The sequence below is a fragment of the Burkholderia sp. JPY481 genome, assembly GCF_038900515.1.
In the GTDB taxonomy this organism is placed as follows: Bacteria; Pseudomonadota; Gammaproteobacteria; order Burkholderiales; family Burkholderiaceae; genus Paraburkholderia; species Paraburkholderia youngii.
The window spans coordinates 497,325-511,556 of the sequence record NZ_JAYMRT010000002.1 but is presented as its reverse complement, the minus strand read 5'-3'; the positions used below and the strand labels follow the sequence as shown (position 1 = coordinate 511,556).

Sequence of the window (14,232 nt, the reverse complement as noted above, 5' to 3'; positions counted from 1 at the left end):
CCGTGGCTCTGCACACCCAACTCCCCATTTATCGAGCGGCTTACGCGCTGCTCGATCGCGTGACCGACGTGGTCAAGAACATGCCCCGCGACTTCAAGCGCAGCATCGGCGAGAAGATCAGCGCGGAATGCATCGAGATCATGGTCCTCGTATTTCGCGCCAACGTGGCGACTGACAAGTCGCCGCACCTCGCCGAGCTGCTCGAGCGCCTGCAGGTTATCGAGTTGCTGCTTCGGCTTGGGATGGACAAGCGACTGATCGCGCGTCAAGCATACGCAGGCGCGATCGAGCAGACGACGAGCATTGGGAAGCAGGCCAACGGCTGGAAAAACGCCGCAAGTCGCCCGCACCGTGGAGGTCAAGGCTCCCATGGCTGAGCGATCTTTCAATCTGGTCGTGCCGCTGGCTCACAAGGCCACCGCCATGCGCAAAGAGGAAACCGACCGCCGGTGTGCGGAAAGGTCCTGCGCAGTTTCCGGGCTGAGCAATCGGTCCGGCGACGTAGATAGCACGATTCTTCCGGCTGGGCCTGGTATCAGAACTTCAACAACGGCAACCAGAACTACAACGACCACAACAACGAGTTCCGCGCTCGCGCCGTCCGCAGATTGGAAAAATGGTTTCACGTTCGCCGAGCTGGTCGAAGCTTACCTCGACTGCCGGCGCACGAAGCGCAACACCGGCGCCGCACTCGCCTTCGAACTGAACCTCGAGCGCAACCTGCGTCGCCTTCACGACGAGCTCGCGTCCGGCACTTACACGCCGGGCCGCTCGAAGTGCTTCGTCATCACGCGACCAAAGCCGCGCGAAGTATGGGCGGCAGAGTTTCGCGATCGCATCGTGCACCACCTGCTGTACAACCGCATCGGGCCGCGCTTCGAGCGCTCGTTCATCGCCGACTCGTGCGCCTGCATCGAGGGGCGCGGCACGCTTTACGCGGCGCAGCGCCTCGAAGCGAAGGTGCGGTCCATTACGCAAAACTGGGCGCAGCCCGCGTACTACCTGAAGTGCGACATCGCGAACTTCTTCGTCAGCATCGACAAGCGCGTCGTGCTCGAGCTGCTGTTCGCGAAGATCCACGAGCCATTCTGGCGCGCGCTGACCGAGCTCGTGCTGATGCACGATCCACGGGCCGACTTCGTCTACCGCGGCGATCCGGCGATGATGGAGCGCGTGCCGTCGCATAAGCGCCTGCTGGACCAGCCGGCTCACCTCGGCCTGCCGATCGGAAACCTGTCGAGCCAGTTCTTCGCGAATGTCTACCTCGATGTTCTCGACCAGCGCGCGAAGCACGTGCTCGGCGCGCGCCACTATATCCGATACGTCGACGACTTCGTGTTCCTGCATGAGTCGCCGACACGCCTGAGCGAAATCCTCGCCGACGTGACGGCATTCCTGCATAAGCGCCTCGGCGCGCGGATCAATCCGAGCAAGACGATTCTCCAGCCGATCGACCGTGGCGTCGACTTCGTCGGACACCTGATCAAGCCATGGCGGCGATCGACCCGCAAGCGGACGCGCAATGAAGCGCTGAACCGCGTGGCTGCCACCCCGGCCGCCGACCTGATGCAGGTCGCCAATTCCTATTTCGGGCTGCTTCGCCAAGCCACGGCGAGCCATCACGATCGCGCGCAGCTCGCGAACGTGATCAGATTCCGCGGCCGCGCCGTCGACGCAGCATTCACCAAAACCTTTCGAGGTTCTTATGCCAATAAAGCCTGAGAACAAATGCCGTTACCCGGCCAACTGGAAAGAGATCCGCGCGCAGATCCTCGAGCGCGCCGCGCACGCGTGTGAGCAATGCCGCGTCAAGAACCACGTCGTCATTCAGCGTGGATTCGGTACCGACAAAGGCACGTTTCGCGAGCCCGACACCGGCACGGTGCGCAACGCAGAGAACGGCTGGTGGCTTGGCTATGCGCACGAATCGGACTATTGCGGCACTGCTGTGCGCATCGTTCTGACCGTTGCGCACCTAGACCACGTCCCGGAGAACTGCGACCCGTCGAACCTGAAGGCGCTGTGCCAGCTGCACCACCTGCGCTACGACGCGCAACCCCACGCGAAGAACGCCGCCGCGACGCGCCGCGCGCGCAAAGCGATCGCAGATCTTTTTGAGGTCCAAGAATGAAAGAACGTCCGATTCTCTTCAGCGGTGCGATGGTCCGCGCGATCCTCGACGGCCGCAAGACGCAGACGCGGCGCGTCGTTACGCGCGAGCTCAAAAATCCGGGCTGGACATCCTACGTCTATTTCCCTCCTCACCCGAGCTACCCGGATCGACGCGGCGTGGCCATCGAATGCGGCCCGGACTATCCAGACGATGACAGCGACAAGGTGTATTGCCCTTACGGCGACCCGGGTGACCGTCTGTGGGTGCGCGAGTCGTTCTGGGGCTGCGATGCGCCTGGCTATGGCGATACGCCATGCGTGGTCTACGACGACGAATGGCATGGCAAGGAATATCGGCCCGAGGAGATCCGCCCGTGGGCACCGAAGTTCGGCCGCATCCCGTCTATCCACATGCCGCGCAGCTGCTCGCGCATTACGCTCGAAGTCATCGGCGTGCGCGTCGAGCGGCTGCAGGACATCAGCGAAGACGACGCGCGCGCCGAAGGCGCTTACCTGTTCCCAGGCGAAGGCGGCGGCTGGAAGTTCGGCCGCGGCGAGCAGGAATATGACAGTGCCGTCGAGGCGTATCAGCACCTATGGGACAGCCTCAACGCCGAGCGCGGCTTTGGGTGGGACAAGAACCCATGGATCTGGATCATCGAATTCAAGCGAGTCTGAAGATGCCCTGCACACCTTTCCGCTTTCCCGACGGCGTCACCGGAATCATCTGCACGCGTGGCCGCAAGCGCACGCACCGCTGCTCGGTCGATGGCTGCAACGCGCCGAGCGGCTTCCAGTGCGATCACCGCATCGGCCACGGCAAGACGTGCGACCGCCATCTGTGCGCGGTGCATGCGCACGAGGTCGGCGCCGACGTCCACTTCTGCCCCGCGCACTTGGCTGCGTCGAGCAGCAACAAGCAAGCGCAGAGCGAACTCTTCTGAGGACCATACCAATGAGAAAATCGCATAACCAGTGGACGAATCATGAGGTCGAATTGCTGCGCACGCACTGGCCGACGAAAATGCCTCTTGCCGAGCTGCTCGCGATGCTGCCGCGCCATACGGAGAATTCCGTTACCGGCTATGCCAATAGGGTGTTGAAACTGAAACGCCCGGTCGTGAGGAAGAAGCCAACGTGGACTGCAGTGAAGGCGCTGCTAGAAGAACGCTTTCACTCGGCAGCGGAGATTCAGACAAAGATGCGCATCTCTCGCGCTCGCGTGCATGAGCTGCTGCAAGAGAACCCGGGCGAATGGTACATCGCTGACTACAAATGGCCCGAGACGTTCGGCAGCGTAATACCGCTGTATGGACTCGGAAACTTGCCAGACGCCATCAAACCACCCGGAGCGCAGCGCCAGCGGTCGGTCAAGCGAGTGAATCCATTCCTTGCCGCCGCCGGCCTCGTGCAAGCGCCGCAAGCCGCGCAGACCGGGCGAATTTATCGGCAATCGATGGAAGTAGAAAGCGAGGCAGTAGCTTGAACGAAGCAGCCGAACGGATAGTTGCCACAACCAAGCATGCATGGGGTGTGAAATGAGCGAAATCGAAATTGCAGCGCGTGCGGTGCAGCTCTACGCGGAACGCAAGCCGCGGCCGCCGCACGTGACGATGAAACAGGCCGCCGAGATGCTCGGGCTGAGCCGGCAGACCATAGCGAAGATGGTCCGCTTCGGGACGTTCAAGCTGAACCACTGCGGCATGATCCCGATCGAGCAGATCGATGCCGCTCTCGAGCCGCACTAAAGCCGCGCTGCGATATCTTCTGCAGACTCGCGGTAATAGGTGTTCTGCAATATGTTCAGGTCGGTGTGACCGCTGATTTTCGCCAGCGTCATCACATCGACCTTTCTCGATAGCCGCGTGAGAGCTTCCGCGCGCGCGTCATGAAAATGTAGATCCGCGATTGACGGATACGCGACGGCGAGCCGTTCGCGGACCTTCCTGAATATCGTGCTCAGCGAATCGGCCTTCACGGTGAAGCAGTACTCGCGATGCGCGACAGGCTTCAGCAGTCGCAAAGCGTGACGCGTCAGCGGAACTTCGCGCGGCCGGCCGGTCAAGTGCTGCATCTTGTGCGGCACTCGCGCGATGCGGCGCCGTGTGTCGAGCGTGCGTTTTCCCAGCGACACGATCTCGCCAGCTCGCATCGCCGTGCGCAGCGCGACGAGAAACGCGAGCGCCACTTCCTGATAGATCGTCTGCGGCGCAACACCACTGCGATAGTTCAGCGCGCGGCACATCAGGCGGACTTCGGACGGCAGCACGCGGCGATCGCGCGCGGGCGTCACCTGCGGAAGCCTGAACCCCTCAAACGGGTTCGACTCCATCCAATGCCATTCCTTGCGGGCGATGTTGAACGCGTTTCTCAGCCAGCTAATATCGCGCGTGACGGCCGCGTTGGTGACTGGTGGAACCTTCTCCCCATCTTTCCCCACGAAGCCGCGCAAGCGCGCGTCTCGCCATGCCGCAAGGTCAGGCGTGTGGACGTCGTCGAGATTCTTCGCAGCGAGATCGGGAAAGTGCTTCAGAAACGATCGCAGCCGCAGCGATTCGAATCGCGCGCCGCGCTTGTCCGGAATGATGTCTTCATCATAGCGTTCGAGCATCTGACGCAGTGTGTGCTGTTTGGAGGAATGCCGGATCGCTTTCTTGCGCAGCTCTTCCTCGCGCGCTGCTGCCCATCGGGTAGCGTCGCGCTTATTGCGGAACACCTGCGAATCGCGCGTGCCCTTCACATACACCTGGGCGCGCCAGCCTTCCTTGTGGGGGGTGATTGAAGCCATCGTGCGTAATCCCGTGGGGAGCAAATGGGGACTTCATTGTACACATTTGGTCGAATGGGGATTATTTGAGCCTAAACCGGCTGAGATGGGCGCTGCGTAAGGCTTTGTTTTTACTTGTATACGCCTTGGAAATATATTATTGTTAATGCGTCGTGGTGCCCAGGGCGGGATTTGAACCCACACGCCTTTCGGCGCTACCCCCTCAAGATAGTGCGTCTACCAATTTCGCCACCTGGGCAGAGGGGCGCCATTGTATCAGCTAAATTATTTTTTTGAAGCCCCTCGCGCGATTTTGTTCGGCGGCTCCGTGTCGGCGTTAGGCTGTCTGCTGGCCTGCGAGATGGCCAATCCGCACTGGTGAAACGCCGCACAGCGCGCAACGGGCGGTTAGTATTCCAATCTCGACATCGTTGACTAACGAAACGGAGCCCGTATGCCACAAGACCGCCTCCACCTGTACACCGACACCCAATTCGCGAGCCCCTACGCGATGTCCGTCTTCGTGACGCTTCACGAAAAGCGCTTGCCATATGACCTTTCGACCATCGATCTCGCTAGCAAAGCGAATCTCGCCACCGACTACGCGACCCTTTCCTTGACACGCCGTGTGCCGACGCTGATACACGAAGACTTCGCGCTATCCGAGTCGTCCGCGATCACCGAGTACCTCGACGAGACTTTCCCGGATCCTCCGGTCTATCCGCAGGATCGGCGTCTGCGCGCGCGAGCGCGCCAGGTGCAGGCCTGGCTGCGCAGCGATCTGCTGCCGATTCGCGAGGAGCGTTCCACCGAAGTTATTTTCTACGGATCGCGCAGCGGCCCGCTTTCGTCGCGCGCACAGCAAGCGGCTCAAAAACTCTTCGCCGCCGCCGACGCATTGCTTCCAGCCGATTCGCCAAATCTGTTCGGCGAGTGGTGCATAGCCGATATGGACCTCGCATTGATGCTCAATCGCCTCGTGCTGAATGCCGATCCCGTTCCGCACAAGCTCAAGGACTACGCCATGCAACAATGGCAGCGCGCAAGCGTGCAGCAGTGGGTCCAACTGGAGCGTCCAGCGCTATAACTCGATCGGCGTGGCTGCATGCCACGTCGAAAAACCGTCAATAGAAGTGGCAAAGATCTGCAACATATCTGAATAGAGAAGCATTAAAGATGCAGTAAAAGCGAATATTACATTCGTGTTTTATCAGACCGTCGCTTCTCCGCCATTGCCCGGTTTCGCGCCCGCTCCCTTTGCTGCCTCACGCGCAGGATGCTGACAACGATCAGCACGATCGCAAGCAATGACAATTCGATGATTGCGGGAATTCGAATGGGATCATGAAACATGGCGGGTCTCCGTCACATGATTTCATCATAGTATGCTGGGCAGACTGCGCGTGAAGTATTGCGCCGCACCATTGCAATCTTATCGCCGCCATTACATTAGCCTTTATCCCGCTGGCAAAAAACGAGTGCGAGCGACAAATTGAAAACATTCTGTCACGCAAAAACTTGCACGAATCAGATAGCCATCCCTAAACAGGTTATTTGCGCTAGAGTACACAAGCGATCAGTTGGATCGTGAGCCGTCCCGACATTTCAAAGGTGTTATCTGTCACGCTTTTGCTTGCGTGTACTAAAGAAGCACCTGGACTCGTTGAAGACATCGCGCCATGCCATATTTTCCTGTCGCCTACTGTGGTCCCGCGGCTGTCCCCGAAAGCCTGTGGTTGCGCTGGAATACGGACCCGCCATTGCTGATCGCGCTCGCGGCGCTCGCATGGGTCGTGGCAAGCGGCCGCTCGGCGAATGCACGGGCGGGATGGGGCGCCGTCGCGCTGATGGCTCTCGTGTTCGTGTCGCCGCTTTGCGCGTTGTCCTCGGCATTGTTCTCCGCGCGCGTCACTCATCACGTCATTCTGATCGCCGCAGTAGCGCCGCTGCTCGCCGTTGCGTTTCCGCTGCCGCGCCTCGCGCATCCGCCGCTCGTGCCGGTGGTCGCAGCGCATGCGGTGATCATCTGGCTGTGGCATGCGCCGGGACCTTATGCGTGGGGACTGTCGAGCGTGCCGGGCTACTGGCTGATGCAGATCAGTTTGCTTGGCAGTGCATGGCTCATGTGGCGCAGCATCTTATCGCCGTTGCTGCCGACCGGCCCCGCGCTGATGGCGCTCGTCGCGACCATCGGCCATATGGGTTTGCTCGGCGCGCTGATCGTGTTCGCGCCGGTGCCGCTCTATGTCGCACACTTCGCGACCACCGCCGCATGGGGGCTCACGCCACTCGCCGACCAGCAACTCGCAGGACTGTTGATGTGGGTACTGGCGATGATCCCTTATCTCGCGGCAGGACTTTCACTCGTCTGGTCAAGCCTGCGCGTCAGAGAGCCGGCGCTGTGACGACCCTTCTGAAGTTCATTCATCTGGCCGCCATCGCGATCTGGTCGGCCGGTTTGCTCGTGCTGCCGTATCTGTTCCGGCAGCGTCGCGGGCTCGCGGCCGGCACCGAGCTCGACCGGCTGCACCGCATCACGCGTTTCGTGTTCGTGGAACTGACCTCGCCCGCCGCTTTCGTCGCGATTGCGAGTGGCACCGCGCTGATTTTTCTGCAAGCTACCTTCGTTGAATGGTTCACCGCGAAGATGGTGTTCGTCGGCATCATGGCGATGCTGCACGTGCTGGCCGGGCTGGTATTGCACGATCTGTATCTGCCCGACGGCCGGTTCGGCCGTGCCTCGGCGATTGCGCTGACCATCGCTTATCTGGTCGTGATCGTCGCGATCATCTGGATCGTGCTGGCCAAGCCCCATATCGACTCGAACCTGCTGGCCCCGCATCTGTTCGAGCCCGGGGGACTTGGCCGCTGGCTGCATCACTCCTTTGGCGAAACGAGAATCCCCACGCCATGATCGAACACGAGCTTGCCCCCATGCCAGCCGGCGAAGCCCGTCATCACCGAGCTGAGCACCGACAGCACGAGCCCATGCGGCAGGATCTCATCGGGGTAGTAAAGGCGCACACCCCAGTTCGCGCCCGCGAGCGCGACGAGCGTCATCGCGGCGACCGCATGCGACCAGCTCGCTTCCTTCAGGCGGATGCCGCGCACCAGCAGCAGTTCGGCGGTACCGACCACGCTCGCGGCGACGCCGCTCCAGAACGCGAAGCCGGCGGCCCACAAGCCGGCGCGGATCCAGAACGGGTCGCCGGTCCACCAGTAGATCACGTCGATGCCCAAGGTCGCGACGACGAACGCGATCGGGAAATGCACCATCATCACGTGAATCGGATGACCGACGAGCGCCACCGCCGAGCCCTTGTCGAGCCGCAACAGCTCGAGCATCACTTCGCTTCGCGTCTCGTTTCCAGCATTACGTTTGTTTGCCATGGTGGCGTGCCCTCGCATCGAATGCCTGGTGCTGCAAACCATCATAGCTGCTTGCGTCTGGCGGTCCAAGCCGGATCGCTCGCCGCGTTGTCCGGCTGCACGGGGCCGCTGTCGACGCTCGAACCATCGGGTCCGGCCGCCGCATCGATCGCCGGGCTATGGTGGGTGATGCTGGCCGGCGCCGCGATCCTGTTCGCGATGGTGCTCGTGCTGTTTCTGCTGACGGTGTTCCGGCCCGGCTGGGGCTCGCATGTGCCGCCCGCGCGCTGGATCGTGCTCGGCGGTCTCGTGCTGCCCGCGGTGATCCTGATTCCGTTGATCTGCTACGCGCTGTACGCGGGCGAGTTGTTGCTGCCGCTGCGTGCGCATGCGCCCCCGCGCATCGAGGCGATTGCGCAGCAATGGCGATGGACCTTCCGCTATCCGGAACTCGGCAACGTCGAAACCGACAACGTTCTGCATCTGCCCGCTCGCACGCCGGTCGACATCACCGTGACCAGCATGGACGTCGTGCACGCGTTCTGGATTCCGCGTTTCGCGGGCAAGATCGACGCCGTGCCGGGCCACCACAACCTGCTTCGGATCGAGGCCGACGAACCCGGCCGGTACGCCGGACAATGCAACGAGTTTTGCGGCATCGGTCACGCGGGGATGCACTTCACCGTGATCGTCGATCGTCCGGAAGATTTTCCGGCTGCGGTCAAGAGCGCCGCCGCCAACGGGGAGGTGAAGAAATGAGTGTGCCCGTCGAGCCGCCAACACAGGGCATCACCGCGCTGCGGCTGCATCGCCAGCTTGCCGCGATCTGGGGCACCGGGCCGGGCGTACAGAAGCTCGCGGCGGTCAACCATACGATCCTCGGCATGCGCATGATGATCACGTCGTTCGTGTTCTTCGCGATCGCCGGGATTCTCGGCATGCTCACGCGTGTACAACTCGCGACACCGCATGCGGCCTTCATGGATGTCGAGACCTATAACCAGGTCTTCACGATGCATGGATCGATGATGCTGTTCCTGTTCGCGATCCCGATGGTCGAAAGCTTCGCGGTCTATCTGACGCCGAAGATTCTCGGCACGCGCGATTTCGCGTTTCCGCGCCTGACCGCTTACGGCTACTGGTGCTATCTGTTCGGCGGCACGATCCTGACCGTGTCGCTGATTCTGCGCAGCGCGCCCGACGGCGGCTGGTTCATGTACACGCCGCTCAGCTCCAATGTGTACACGCCCGGGTTGAACGCCGACGTATGGCTGCTCGGCATCACGTTCGTCGAAATTTCGGCATTGTCACTCGCGATCGAGATCGTCGTGTCGATCCTGAAGATGCGCGCGCCGGGCATGTCGCTCGATCGGATGCCGATCTTCGCGTGGTACATCCTCGTCACCGCGATGATGATGATCGTCGCGTTTCCGCCGCTGATTCTCGGCTCGATCCTGCTCGAGGTGGAGCGCGCGTTCAACCTGCCGTTCTTCGATCCGACGCGTGGCGGCGATCCGCTGCTGTGGCAGCACCTGTTCTGGCTATTCGGCCACCCCGACGTCTACATCATCTTCCTGCCGATGGCCGGCGTGCTATCGACGATGATCCCCGTATTCGCACGACGCCGCCTGATCGGCTATCGCGCGATCGTCGTCGCGATCATCGCGCTCGCGTTCCTGAGCTTCGGCATCTGGGTGCACCACATGTTCACGGTGGGCATTCCGCATCTGGCGCTCGCATTCTTCTCGGCGGGCTCGGCGATCGTCGCGGTGCCCACCGCGATCCAGTTCTTCGCGTGGCTCGCCACGCTGTCGCACGGCCGCCCGCGCTGGGATGTGCCGATGCTGTACATCTTCGGCTTCTTCTTCGTTTTCACGTGCGGCGGGCTCACAGGCGTGATGCTCGCGATCGTGCCGTTCGACTGGCAGGCGCACGACACCTACTTCGTCGTCGCGCACATGCACTACGTGGTGGCCGGCGCGCTGGCGTTTCCGATGCTCGCCGCGTTCTATTACTGGCTGCCGCTGCTGACCGGGCGCACCGCCGTGCATAAGCTTTCCGTGCCGGCGTTCTGGCTCGTGTTCATCGGCTTCAATATGACGTTCTTCATGATGCACCTGACCGGCCTGCTCGGAATGCCGCGGCGCGTCTTCACATATAGCGGCGACGAAGGCTGGAACGGGCTCAATCTGCTGTCGTCGGTGGGCAGCTTCGTGATGACGATCGGCTTTGCGCTCGTCGTGATCGACATCATCGTGCAATTGCGTTTCGGCCAACGGGTGCGGCGCAACCCGTGGCAATCGACCACGCTCGAATGGGCGATGCCGATTCCGCCCGCGCCGTATGCGTTCGCGTCGATCCCACACATCGACGCCGAATCCGAAAAGGTCCCGCCCGGCCAGCTGGCTACCTCGCTCGCGCGCGGGGAAGGCTATCTCGGCTTCACGCGCAACGGCTGGCAGGAGGCGCTAGGCGTGCATATGACTTCGGGCGTGCCCGAGCAGCTGATCGTGCTGCCGAACTCGACGTATCTGCCACTCGCCACCGCACTCGTGACCGCGGCGGCGGTGCTCGCAATGCTGTTCAAGTTCTATCTGCTGTCGGTTGCATTCGCGTTCGCGACGTTCGGTCTCTTCATCTACGCAGGCCAGAGCGCGGGGCACGCGCGCGATTACGGCGCGCTGTCAGTCGGGCGCGGCGTCAGCGTCCCGCCGCATACCGAGGTGGCCGGTGCGCCGTCATGGCTTTCGATGATCTGCGCGCTGGTCGCGGACGGCACGCTGTTCACGTCGCTGGTCTTCGGCACGTTCTATCTGTGGATCGCCGCGCCGAACTGGCCAGCCGCGGTCGCGCCGCATCCGAACCGTCTGCTCGCACTTGTCGCAGTCGTCGCGCTCGCGGTGGCCGCAGCCGCCACGCGTGGCTCGTTACGCGCGGCCGCCGCCGAACGCAAACCGCACGGCACGATCGGGCTCTCCGCGATCGCGCTGATCGTCGCGCTCGTCGCCTGCGTGATGCTGATCGACGGCGTGACACCGAATCCGCGCGAGCATGCGCTCGGCGCGACGGCCGCGGCGCTACTCACGTATATCGCGGTTCACGCGGGCGTCGGGCTGCTGTTCCTGATCAGCAACGTGCTGCGCGTCGGCGCGGGCTTCGTTTCCGCGCGGCGCCTGACCGATCTGCGCCTCACGCGCCTGTGGGTCGATTACACGCTGGCGACGGGCATCATCGCGCTCGGACTCGTGCTCGCGTTGCCAAGCCTCGTCGCCATGCTGGGAGCCAGACCATGAATGCGCGTCCGCTTTCGCCACGTCGGTTGTGGTGGCTCGCTGTCGGCTTCACGATCTGGTGCCTCGCGTTCGTGATCCTGTATGCGCTGCATGCGATCGGCTGCGCGTTCGCGTGGCCGGCCGGCCCGCTGCGCGCGAGTCTTGCGATCATTCTGCTGCTGCATTTGGTCGCACTCGGCTGGCTATGGCGCTATCGCGCCGTGACCCGCGACCCTGGACCCGAACGTATCAGCTCGTTCATGCATACCGTCGTCGTCTCGACCCTGATCGCGGCGCTGGTCGCGAGCGTGATCACCTTCGGGCCCGCGCTGCTGCTCACCACCTGCGTCTGAACGTGGACTGAAAAGGGCGAGTGCGGCTGCGAACCGGGTAAGGACGAGCACCGAGGCAGTCCGCTCGTGCTACTGTACGGCGGCAAGACCTGGGACTCGTTGACGCTCGGCGAACTGAATGTGCCGCGCATCCGCTACCATTCCGAGCGCTATAGTTTCGTCGCTTTTCTTCATGCTCGAAGGTTGAATCGATATGCCCTACTTCTTTGGAATTGGACTTCACGTTTTCATTGCGATCTTTTTCGCTATTCACGCGATGCGCAATAACCAGGGCATCTACTGGCTATTCATTCTGTTTGCCTTTCCGCTGCTCGGCAGCGTCGTGTACTTCTTCGCGATCTATCTGCCGGGTCTGCGCCATACGCGCGGCGCGCGAGTGGCCACGCAGGCGATCACCCAATTCGTCGATCCGAATCGCGCGCTGCGTGAAGCACGCGCCGCTTTCGAGCGCTCGCCGACCGTGCAGCATCGGATGCGGCTCGGCGAGGCCTTGCTCGCGGCCGGCAATCCGCGTGAAGCACTCGAACATTTTCAGGCCGCGGCGAATGGCCCCTTTGCGAACGATCCAGCGCTACTGATAGGTCTCGCGCGCTCGCAGTTCGCGCTCGGCAACTACACGGCCGCCGATACAATATTGGCGAATCTGTTCTCGATCAATCCGCACGCGCGCAATCAGGGCGAGCCGGCGCTGCTGTACGCGCGCACGCTGGCTGCGCTGAACGCGCCGGGTGCGCGAGCGGCATTCGAACACTCGCTGACCTGCGCAACCGATGTCGCGCCGCGCTGCGTGTTCGCCGACTGGCTCGCCGCGCAACCGGAAGACGCGGACCGCCGCCGCGCCGGTGCGCTCTACGCGGAAATCGTGCAGGACGCCAAACATTGGCCGCGCCACGCGCGCGAACACAATCGCGAGTGGCTGCAGCGGGCGCAGGCCGCGTTGGCAGCCGGTGCGGCTCGAACGTGAGCATGCCGAGGAGAACATCGATGCGACGCGCAACCCGGTCTTTCGCTTTGGCGCTGTATGCCGCGATGGCGGCGACGGCTTTCGGTAGCGGCGGCGCGTCGACTTCCGCGCAGGCCGCTGGCACCGGCAAGCCGTTCAAATGGCCCGCCTCGTTCGTCGTGCTCGGCGATGGCTATCCGCACTCGGGCGATGTCTGCCGGCGGCTCGGCGAGTCGGCCGCGACCGCGAACTATCTCGATCATATGGCGATGCTGGTCGGTTGCCCCGGTCCGCGCGACAGCGCCGCCGTGCGCGCGATCGTCGAGCACCAGCGGCGCGCGCGCGTGGTCGGCGCAGCGGATGGCGTGACGCTGATTTCGATTTCCACGGAAGGCGCTCAGACCAGCTCGCAGAATGGCCACGTACCCGCGAAGGAATCGGCGATCAGCGCGAGCGGCACGCTGCCGTGCGAGCGCGGCAACGGACAGACCAGAACGATGTGCAAGTTCGGCGTCGTGCATCACAGCGATCGATCGACAACGGTCGTGGTCTACTGGCCCGACGGCATGACGCGAGCCATTTTCTTCGGCGTAAACGGCCGCGTGATGGGCACAGCCGCGTCCGCGAGCGATCAGCCGACGCCCGGCGACACGCTGACGCGCAAACATGCCGGCATCAATCTGATTTCGGTCGGTAACGAACGCTATGAAATCGAGGACACAGTTCTGTCCGGCGGTTGAATTGCGTTGAAGTACATCGGCGCAAGCCATGCGCGGGTGAAGTTCTGATTCGCCTCGCGTCACTTTCACTTCTATTCCCCTCGCTTCACGGCGTCGCGCTGATTCGACACGGCGGGCGCAATCACGTCATCGCGGCAGCACGCCGCGTGTCGCACGGGTCAAAATATTAGTAATAATTTCGTAAAGTCCCGCACGTATGCGCAATGCGTATGCCGCATACAGCCTAGATTCTTTCATTCTGCCGATGCTCGCATGCGGGATTACCCCATGCAAGCAAATCGATATTCTTGACTAATATTATTACCTGCCAGGTTCGACGCCAGCCCCACGGGCTCCCTTGCGAAGCAACCAACACCATAACGACTCTTTATCCCGATCCGTACGCCTAAGTATTTCCAACCAATCAGCGGTTCAACAGGAGGAGGTCATGATGTCGAGAAGAATAGGATTAGTGGCGGTCTGGCTGGCGATGGCCGTCGGACTCGCCGCGTGCAATGGCGACAATAGCGGCGTATCGACATCGCCGGTGGCGAACGCAGCCACGTCGAACGCGGCGGTATCCAGCAACGCATCGCAATCGAATTCGAACGCATCGGCGAACAACAACTCGACGACTCCCCCACTGCCCTGCGACGCCGCCGCGACTGCCAACACGCCCTGCTCCGCCGCGCACAGC

General features: G+C 62.3%; 19 protein-coding genes and 1 tRNA gene. 15 read left to right on the top strand and 5 right to left on the bottom strand.

Annotated elements, in window-relative coordinates; genetic code table 11:
• The first annotated feature begins 2 nt into the window (after nucleotides 1-2).
• Genes VSR82_RS07655 through VSR82_RS07625 form a run of 7 tightly spaced genes read left to right on the top strand, consistent with a single transcriptional unit; the run spans nucleotide 3 to nucleotide 3,860 of the window.
• Nucleotides 3-377 carry a four helix bundle protein gene (locus VSR82_RS07655; protein WP_498857560.1) on the top strand — a complete coding sequence of 125 codons (375 nt, stop codon included), beginning with the start codon at nucleotides 3-5 and terminating at the stop codon, nucleotides 375-377.
• Complete coding sequence (locus tag VSR82_RS07650) at nucleotides 370-1,722, top strand: RNA-directed DNA polymerase (protein WP_498857559.1); 1,353 nt, start codon at nucleotides 370-372, stop codon at nucleotides 1,720-1,722. Before VSR82_RS07655 ends, VSR82_RS07650 begins: the two co-directional genes overlap by 8 nt.
• Nucleotides 1,706-2,131, top strand: coding sequence for a hypothetical protein (locus VSR82_RS07645; protein ID WP_498857558.1), 426 nt, complete (start codon nucleotides 1,706-1,708; stop codon nucleotides 2,129-2,131). The genes VSR82_RS07650 and VSR82_RS07645 overlap by 17 nt, the downstream gene beginning before the upstream one ends.
• Entirely contained in the window at nucleotides 2,128-2,790 is a 663-nt protein-coding gene (locus VSR82_RS07640; RefSeq protein WP_498857557.1) for an ASCH domain-containing protein, read from the top strand. The genes VSR82_RS07645 and VSR82_RS07640 overlap by 4 nt, the downstream gene beginning before the upstream one ends.
• Nucleotides 2,791-2,792: 2 nt before the next feature.
• The gene (locus tag VSR82_RS07635; RefSeq protein WP_498857556.1) at nucleotides 2,793-3,056 is read left to right on the top strand and encodes a hypothetical protein; all 264 of its coding nucleotides are present in this window, start codon (nucleotides 2,793-2,795) and stop codon (nucleotides 3,054-3,056) included.
• A gap of 11 nt (nucleotides 3,057-3,067) precedes the next feature.
• Nucleotides 3,068-3,598 carry a hypothetical protein gene (locus VSR82_RS07630; protein ID WP_498857555.1) on the top strand — a complete coding sequence of 177 codons (531 nt, stop codon included), beginning with the start codon at nucleotides 3,068-3,070 and terminating at the stop codon, nucleotides 3,596-3,598.
• A 52-nt stretch (nucleotides 3,599-3,650) separates the two neighbouring features.
• Nucleotides 3,651-3,860, top strand: coding sequence for a helix-turn-helix transcriptional regulator (locus VSR82_RS07625; RefSeq protein ID WP_498857554.1), 210 nt, complete (start codon nucleotides 3,651-3,653; stop codon nucleotides 3,858-3,860).
• On the opposite strand, the gene VSR82_RS07620 is transcribed toward VSR82_RS07625, so the two are convergent.
• Together VSR82_RS07620 and VSR82_RS07615 are read right to left on the bottom strand one after the other, a co-directional pair.
• Complete coding sequence (locus tag VSR82_RS07620) at nucleotides 3,857-4,900, bottom strand: tyrosine-type recombinase/integrase (RefSeq protein ID WP_498857553.1); 1,044 nt, start codon at nucleotides 4,898-4,900, stop codon at nucleotides 3,857-3,859. The two genes, VSR82_RS07625 and VSR82_RS07620, sit on opposite strands and share 4 nt — an antisense overlap.
• A 153-nt stretch (nucleotides 4,901-5,053) precedes the next feature.
• Nucleotides 5,054-5,138 (bottom strand) — tRNA-Leu (locus VSR82_RS07615).
• Between the two features lie 195 nt (nucleotides 5,139-5,333).
• Between VSR82_RS07615 and yfcF the strand changes: the two genes are divergently transcribed.
• On the top strand, nucleotides 5,334-5,966 hold the full coding sequence (gene yfcF / locus VSR82_RS07610; RefSeq protein ID WP_429456075.1) for a glutathione transferase: 633 nt from the start codon (nucleotides 5,334-5,336) through the stop codon (nucleotides 5,964-5,966).
• Between the two features lie 107 nt (nucleotides 5,967-6,073).
• Here the strand turns inward: yfcF and VSR82_RS07605 are convergent, their stop codons facing one another.
• Nucleotides 6,074-6,232 (bottom strand): hypothetical protein, encoded by a 159-nt coding sequence (locus tag VSR82_RS07605; protein WP_368583052.1) that lies wholly within the window; start codon nucleotides 6,230-6,232, stop codon nucleotides 6,074-6,076.
• Nucleotides 6,233-6,558: 326 nt separating this feature from the next.
• Between VSR82_RS07605 and VSR82_RS07600 the strand changes: the two genes are divergently transcribed.
• Together VSR82_RS07600 and VSR82_RS07595 are read left to right on the top strand one after the other, a co-directional pair.
• Nucleotides 6,559-7,284 (top strand): cytochrome c oxidase assembly protein, encoded by a 726-nt coding sequence (locus tag VSR82_RS07600; RefSeq protein WP_429456076.1) that lies wholly within the window; start codon nucleotides 6,559-6,561, stop codon nucleotides 7,282-7,284.
• Nucleotides 7,281-7,793, top strand: a complete 513-nt coding sequence (locus tag VSR82_RS07595; protein ID WP_429456077.1) for a HemJ family protein — start codon at nucleotides 7,281-7,283, stop codon at nucleotides 7,791-7,793. The genes VSR82_RS07600 and VSR82_RS07595 overlap by 4 nt, the downstream gene beginning before the upstream one ends.
• Here VSR82_RS07595 and VSR82_RS07590 read toward each other — a convergent pair.
• Entirely contained in the window at nucleotides 7,757-8,269 is a 513-nt protein-coding gene (locus VSR82_RS07590; RefSeq protein WP_368583058.1) for a DUF2231 domain-containing protein, read from the bottom strand. The genes VSR82_RS07595 and VSR82_RS07590 overlap by 37 nt on opposite strands.
• Nucleotides 8,270-8,320: 51 nt before the next feature.
• On the opposite strand from VSR82_RS07590, the gene coxB reads away from it, so the two are divergent.
• From coxB to VSR82_RS07565, 5 genes are all read left to right on the top strand, one after another.
• Nucleotides 8,321-9,007, top strand: coding sequence for a cytochrome c oxidase subunit II (coxB, locus tag VSR82_RS07585; protein WP_429456078.1), 687 nt, complete (start codon nucleotides 8,321-8,323; stop codon nucleotides 9,005-9,007).
• Complete coding sequence (gene ctaD, locus VSR82_RS07580; RefSeq protein WP_498857552.1) at nucleotides 9,004-11,541, top strand: cytochrome c oxidase subunit I; 2,538 nt, start codon at nucleotides 9,004-9,006, stop codon at nucleotides 11,539-11,541. Before coxB ends, ctaD begins: the two co-directional genes overlap by 4 nt.
• On the top strand, nucleotides 11,538-11,873 hold the full coding sequence (locus VSR82_RS07575; RefSeq protein WP_429456080.1) for a hypothetical protein: 336 nt from the start codon (nucleotides 11,538-11,540) through the stop codon (nucleotides 11,871-11,873). Before ctaD ends, VSR82_RS07575 begins: the two co-directional genes overlap by 4 nt.
• Nucleotides 11,874-12,066: 193 nt before the next feature.
• Nucleotides 12,067-12,837, top strand: coding sequence for a tetratricopeptide repeat protein (locus tag VSR82_RS07570; RefSeq protein ID WP_429456081.1), 771 nt, complete (start codon nucleotides 12,067-12,069; stop codon nucleotides 12,835-12,837).
• 20 nt (nucleotides 12,838-12,857) lie between these two features.
• Nucleotides 12,858-13,556: a hypothetical protein gene (locus tag VSR82_RS07565; protein WP_429456082.1), complete on the top strand. Its 699-nt coding sequence runs from the start codon at nucleotides 12,858-12,860 to the stop codon at nucleotides 13,554-13,556.
• Nucleotides 13,557-13,967: 411 nt separating this feature from the next.
• On the opposite strand, the gene VSR82_RS07560 is transcribed toward VSR82_RS07565, so the two are convergent.
• A complete protein-coding gene (locus VSR82_RS07560; protein ID WP_368583069.1) occupies nucleotides 13,968-14,210 on the bottom strand; it encodes a hypothetical protein in 243 nt (80 codons plus the stop codon).
• Between the last annotated feature and the right edge of the window lie 22 nt (nucleotides 14,211-14,232).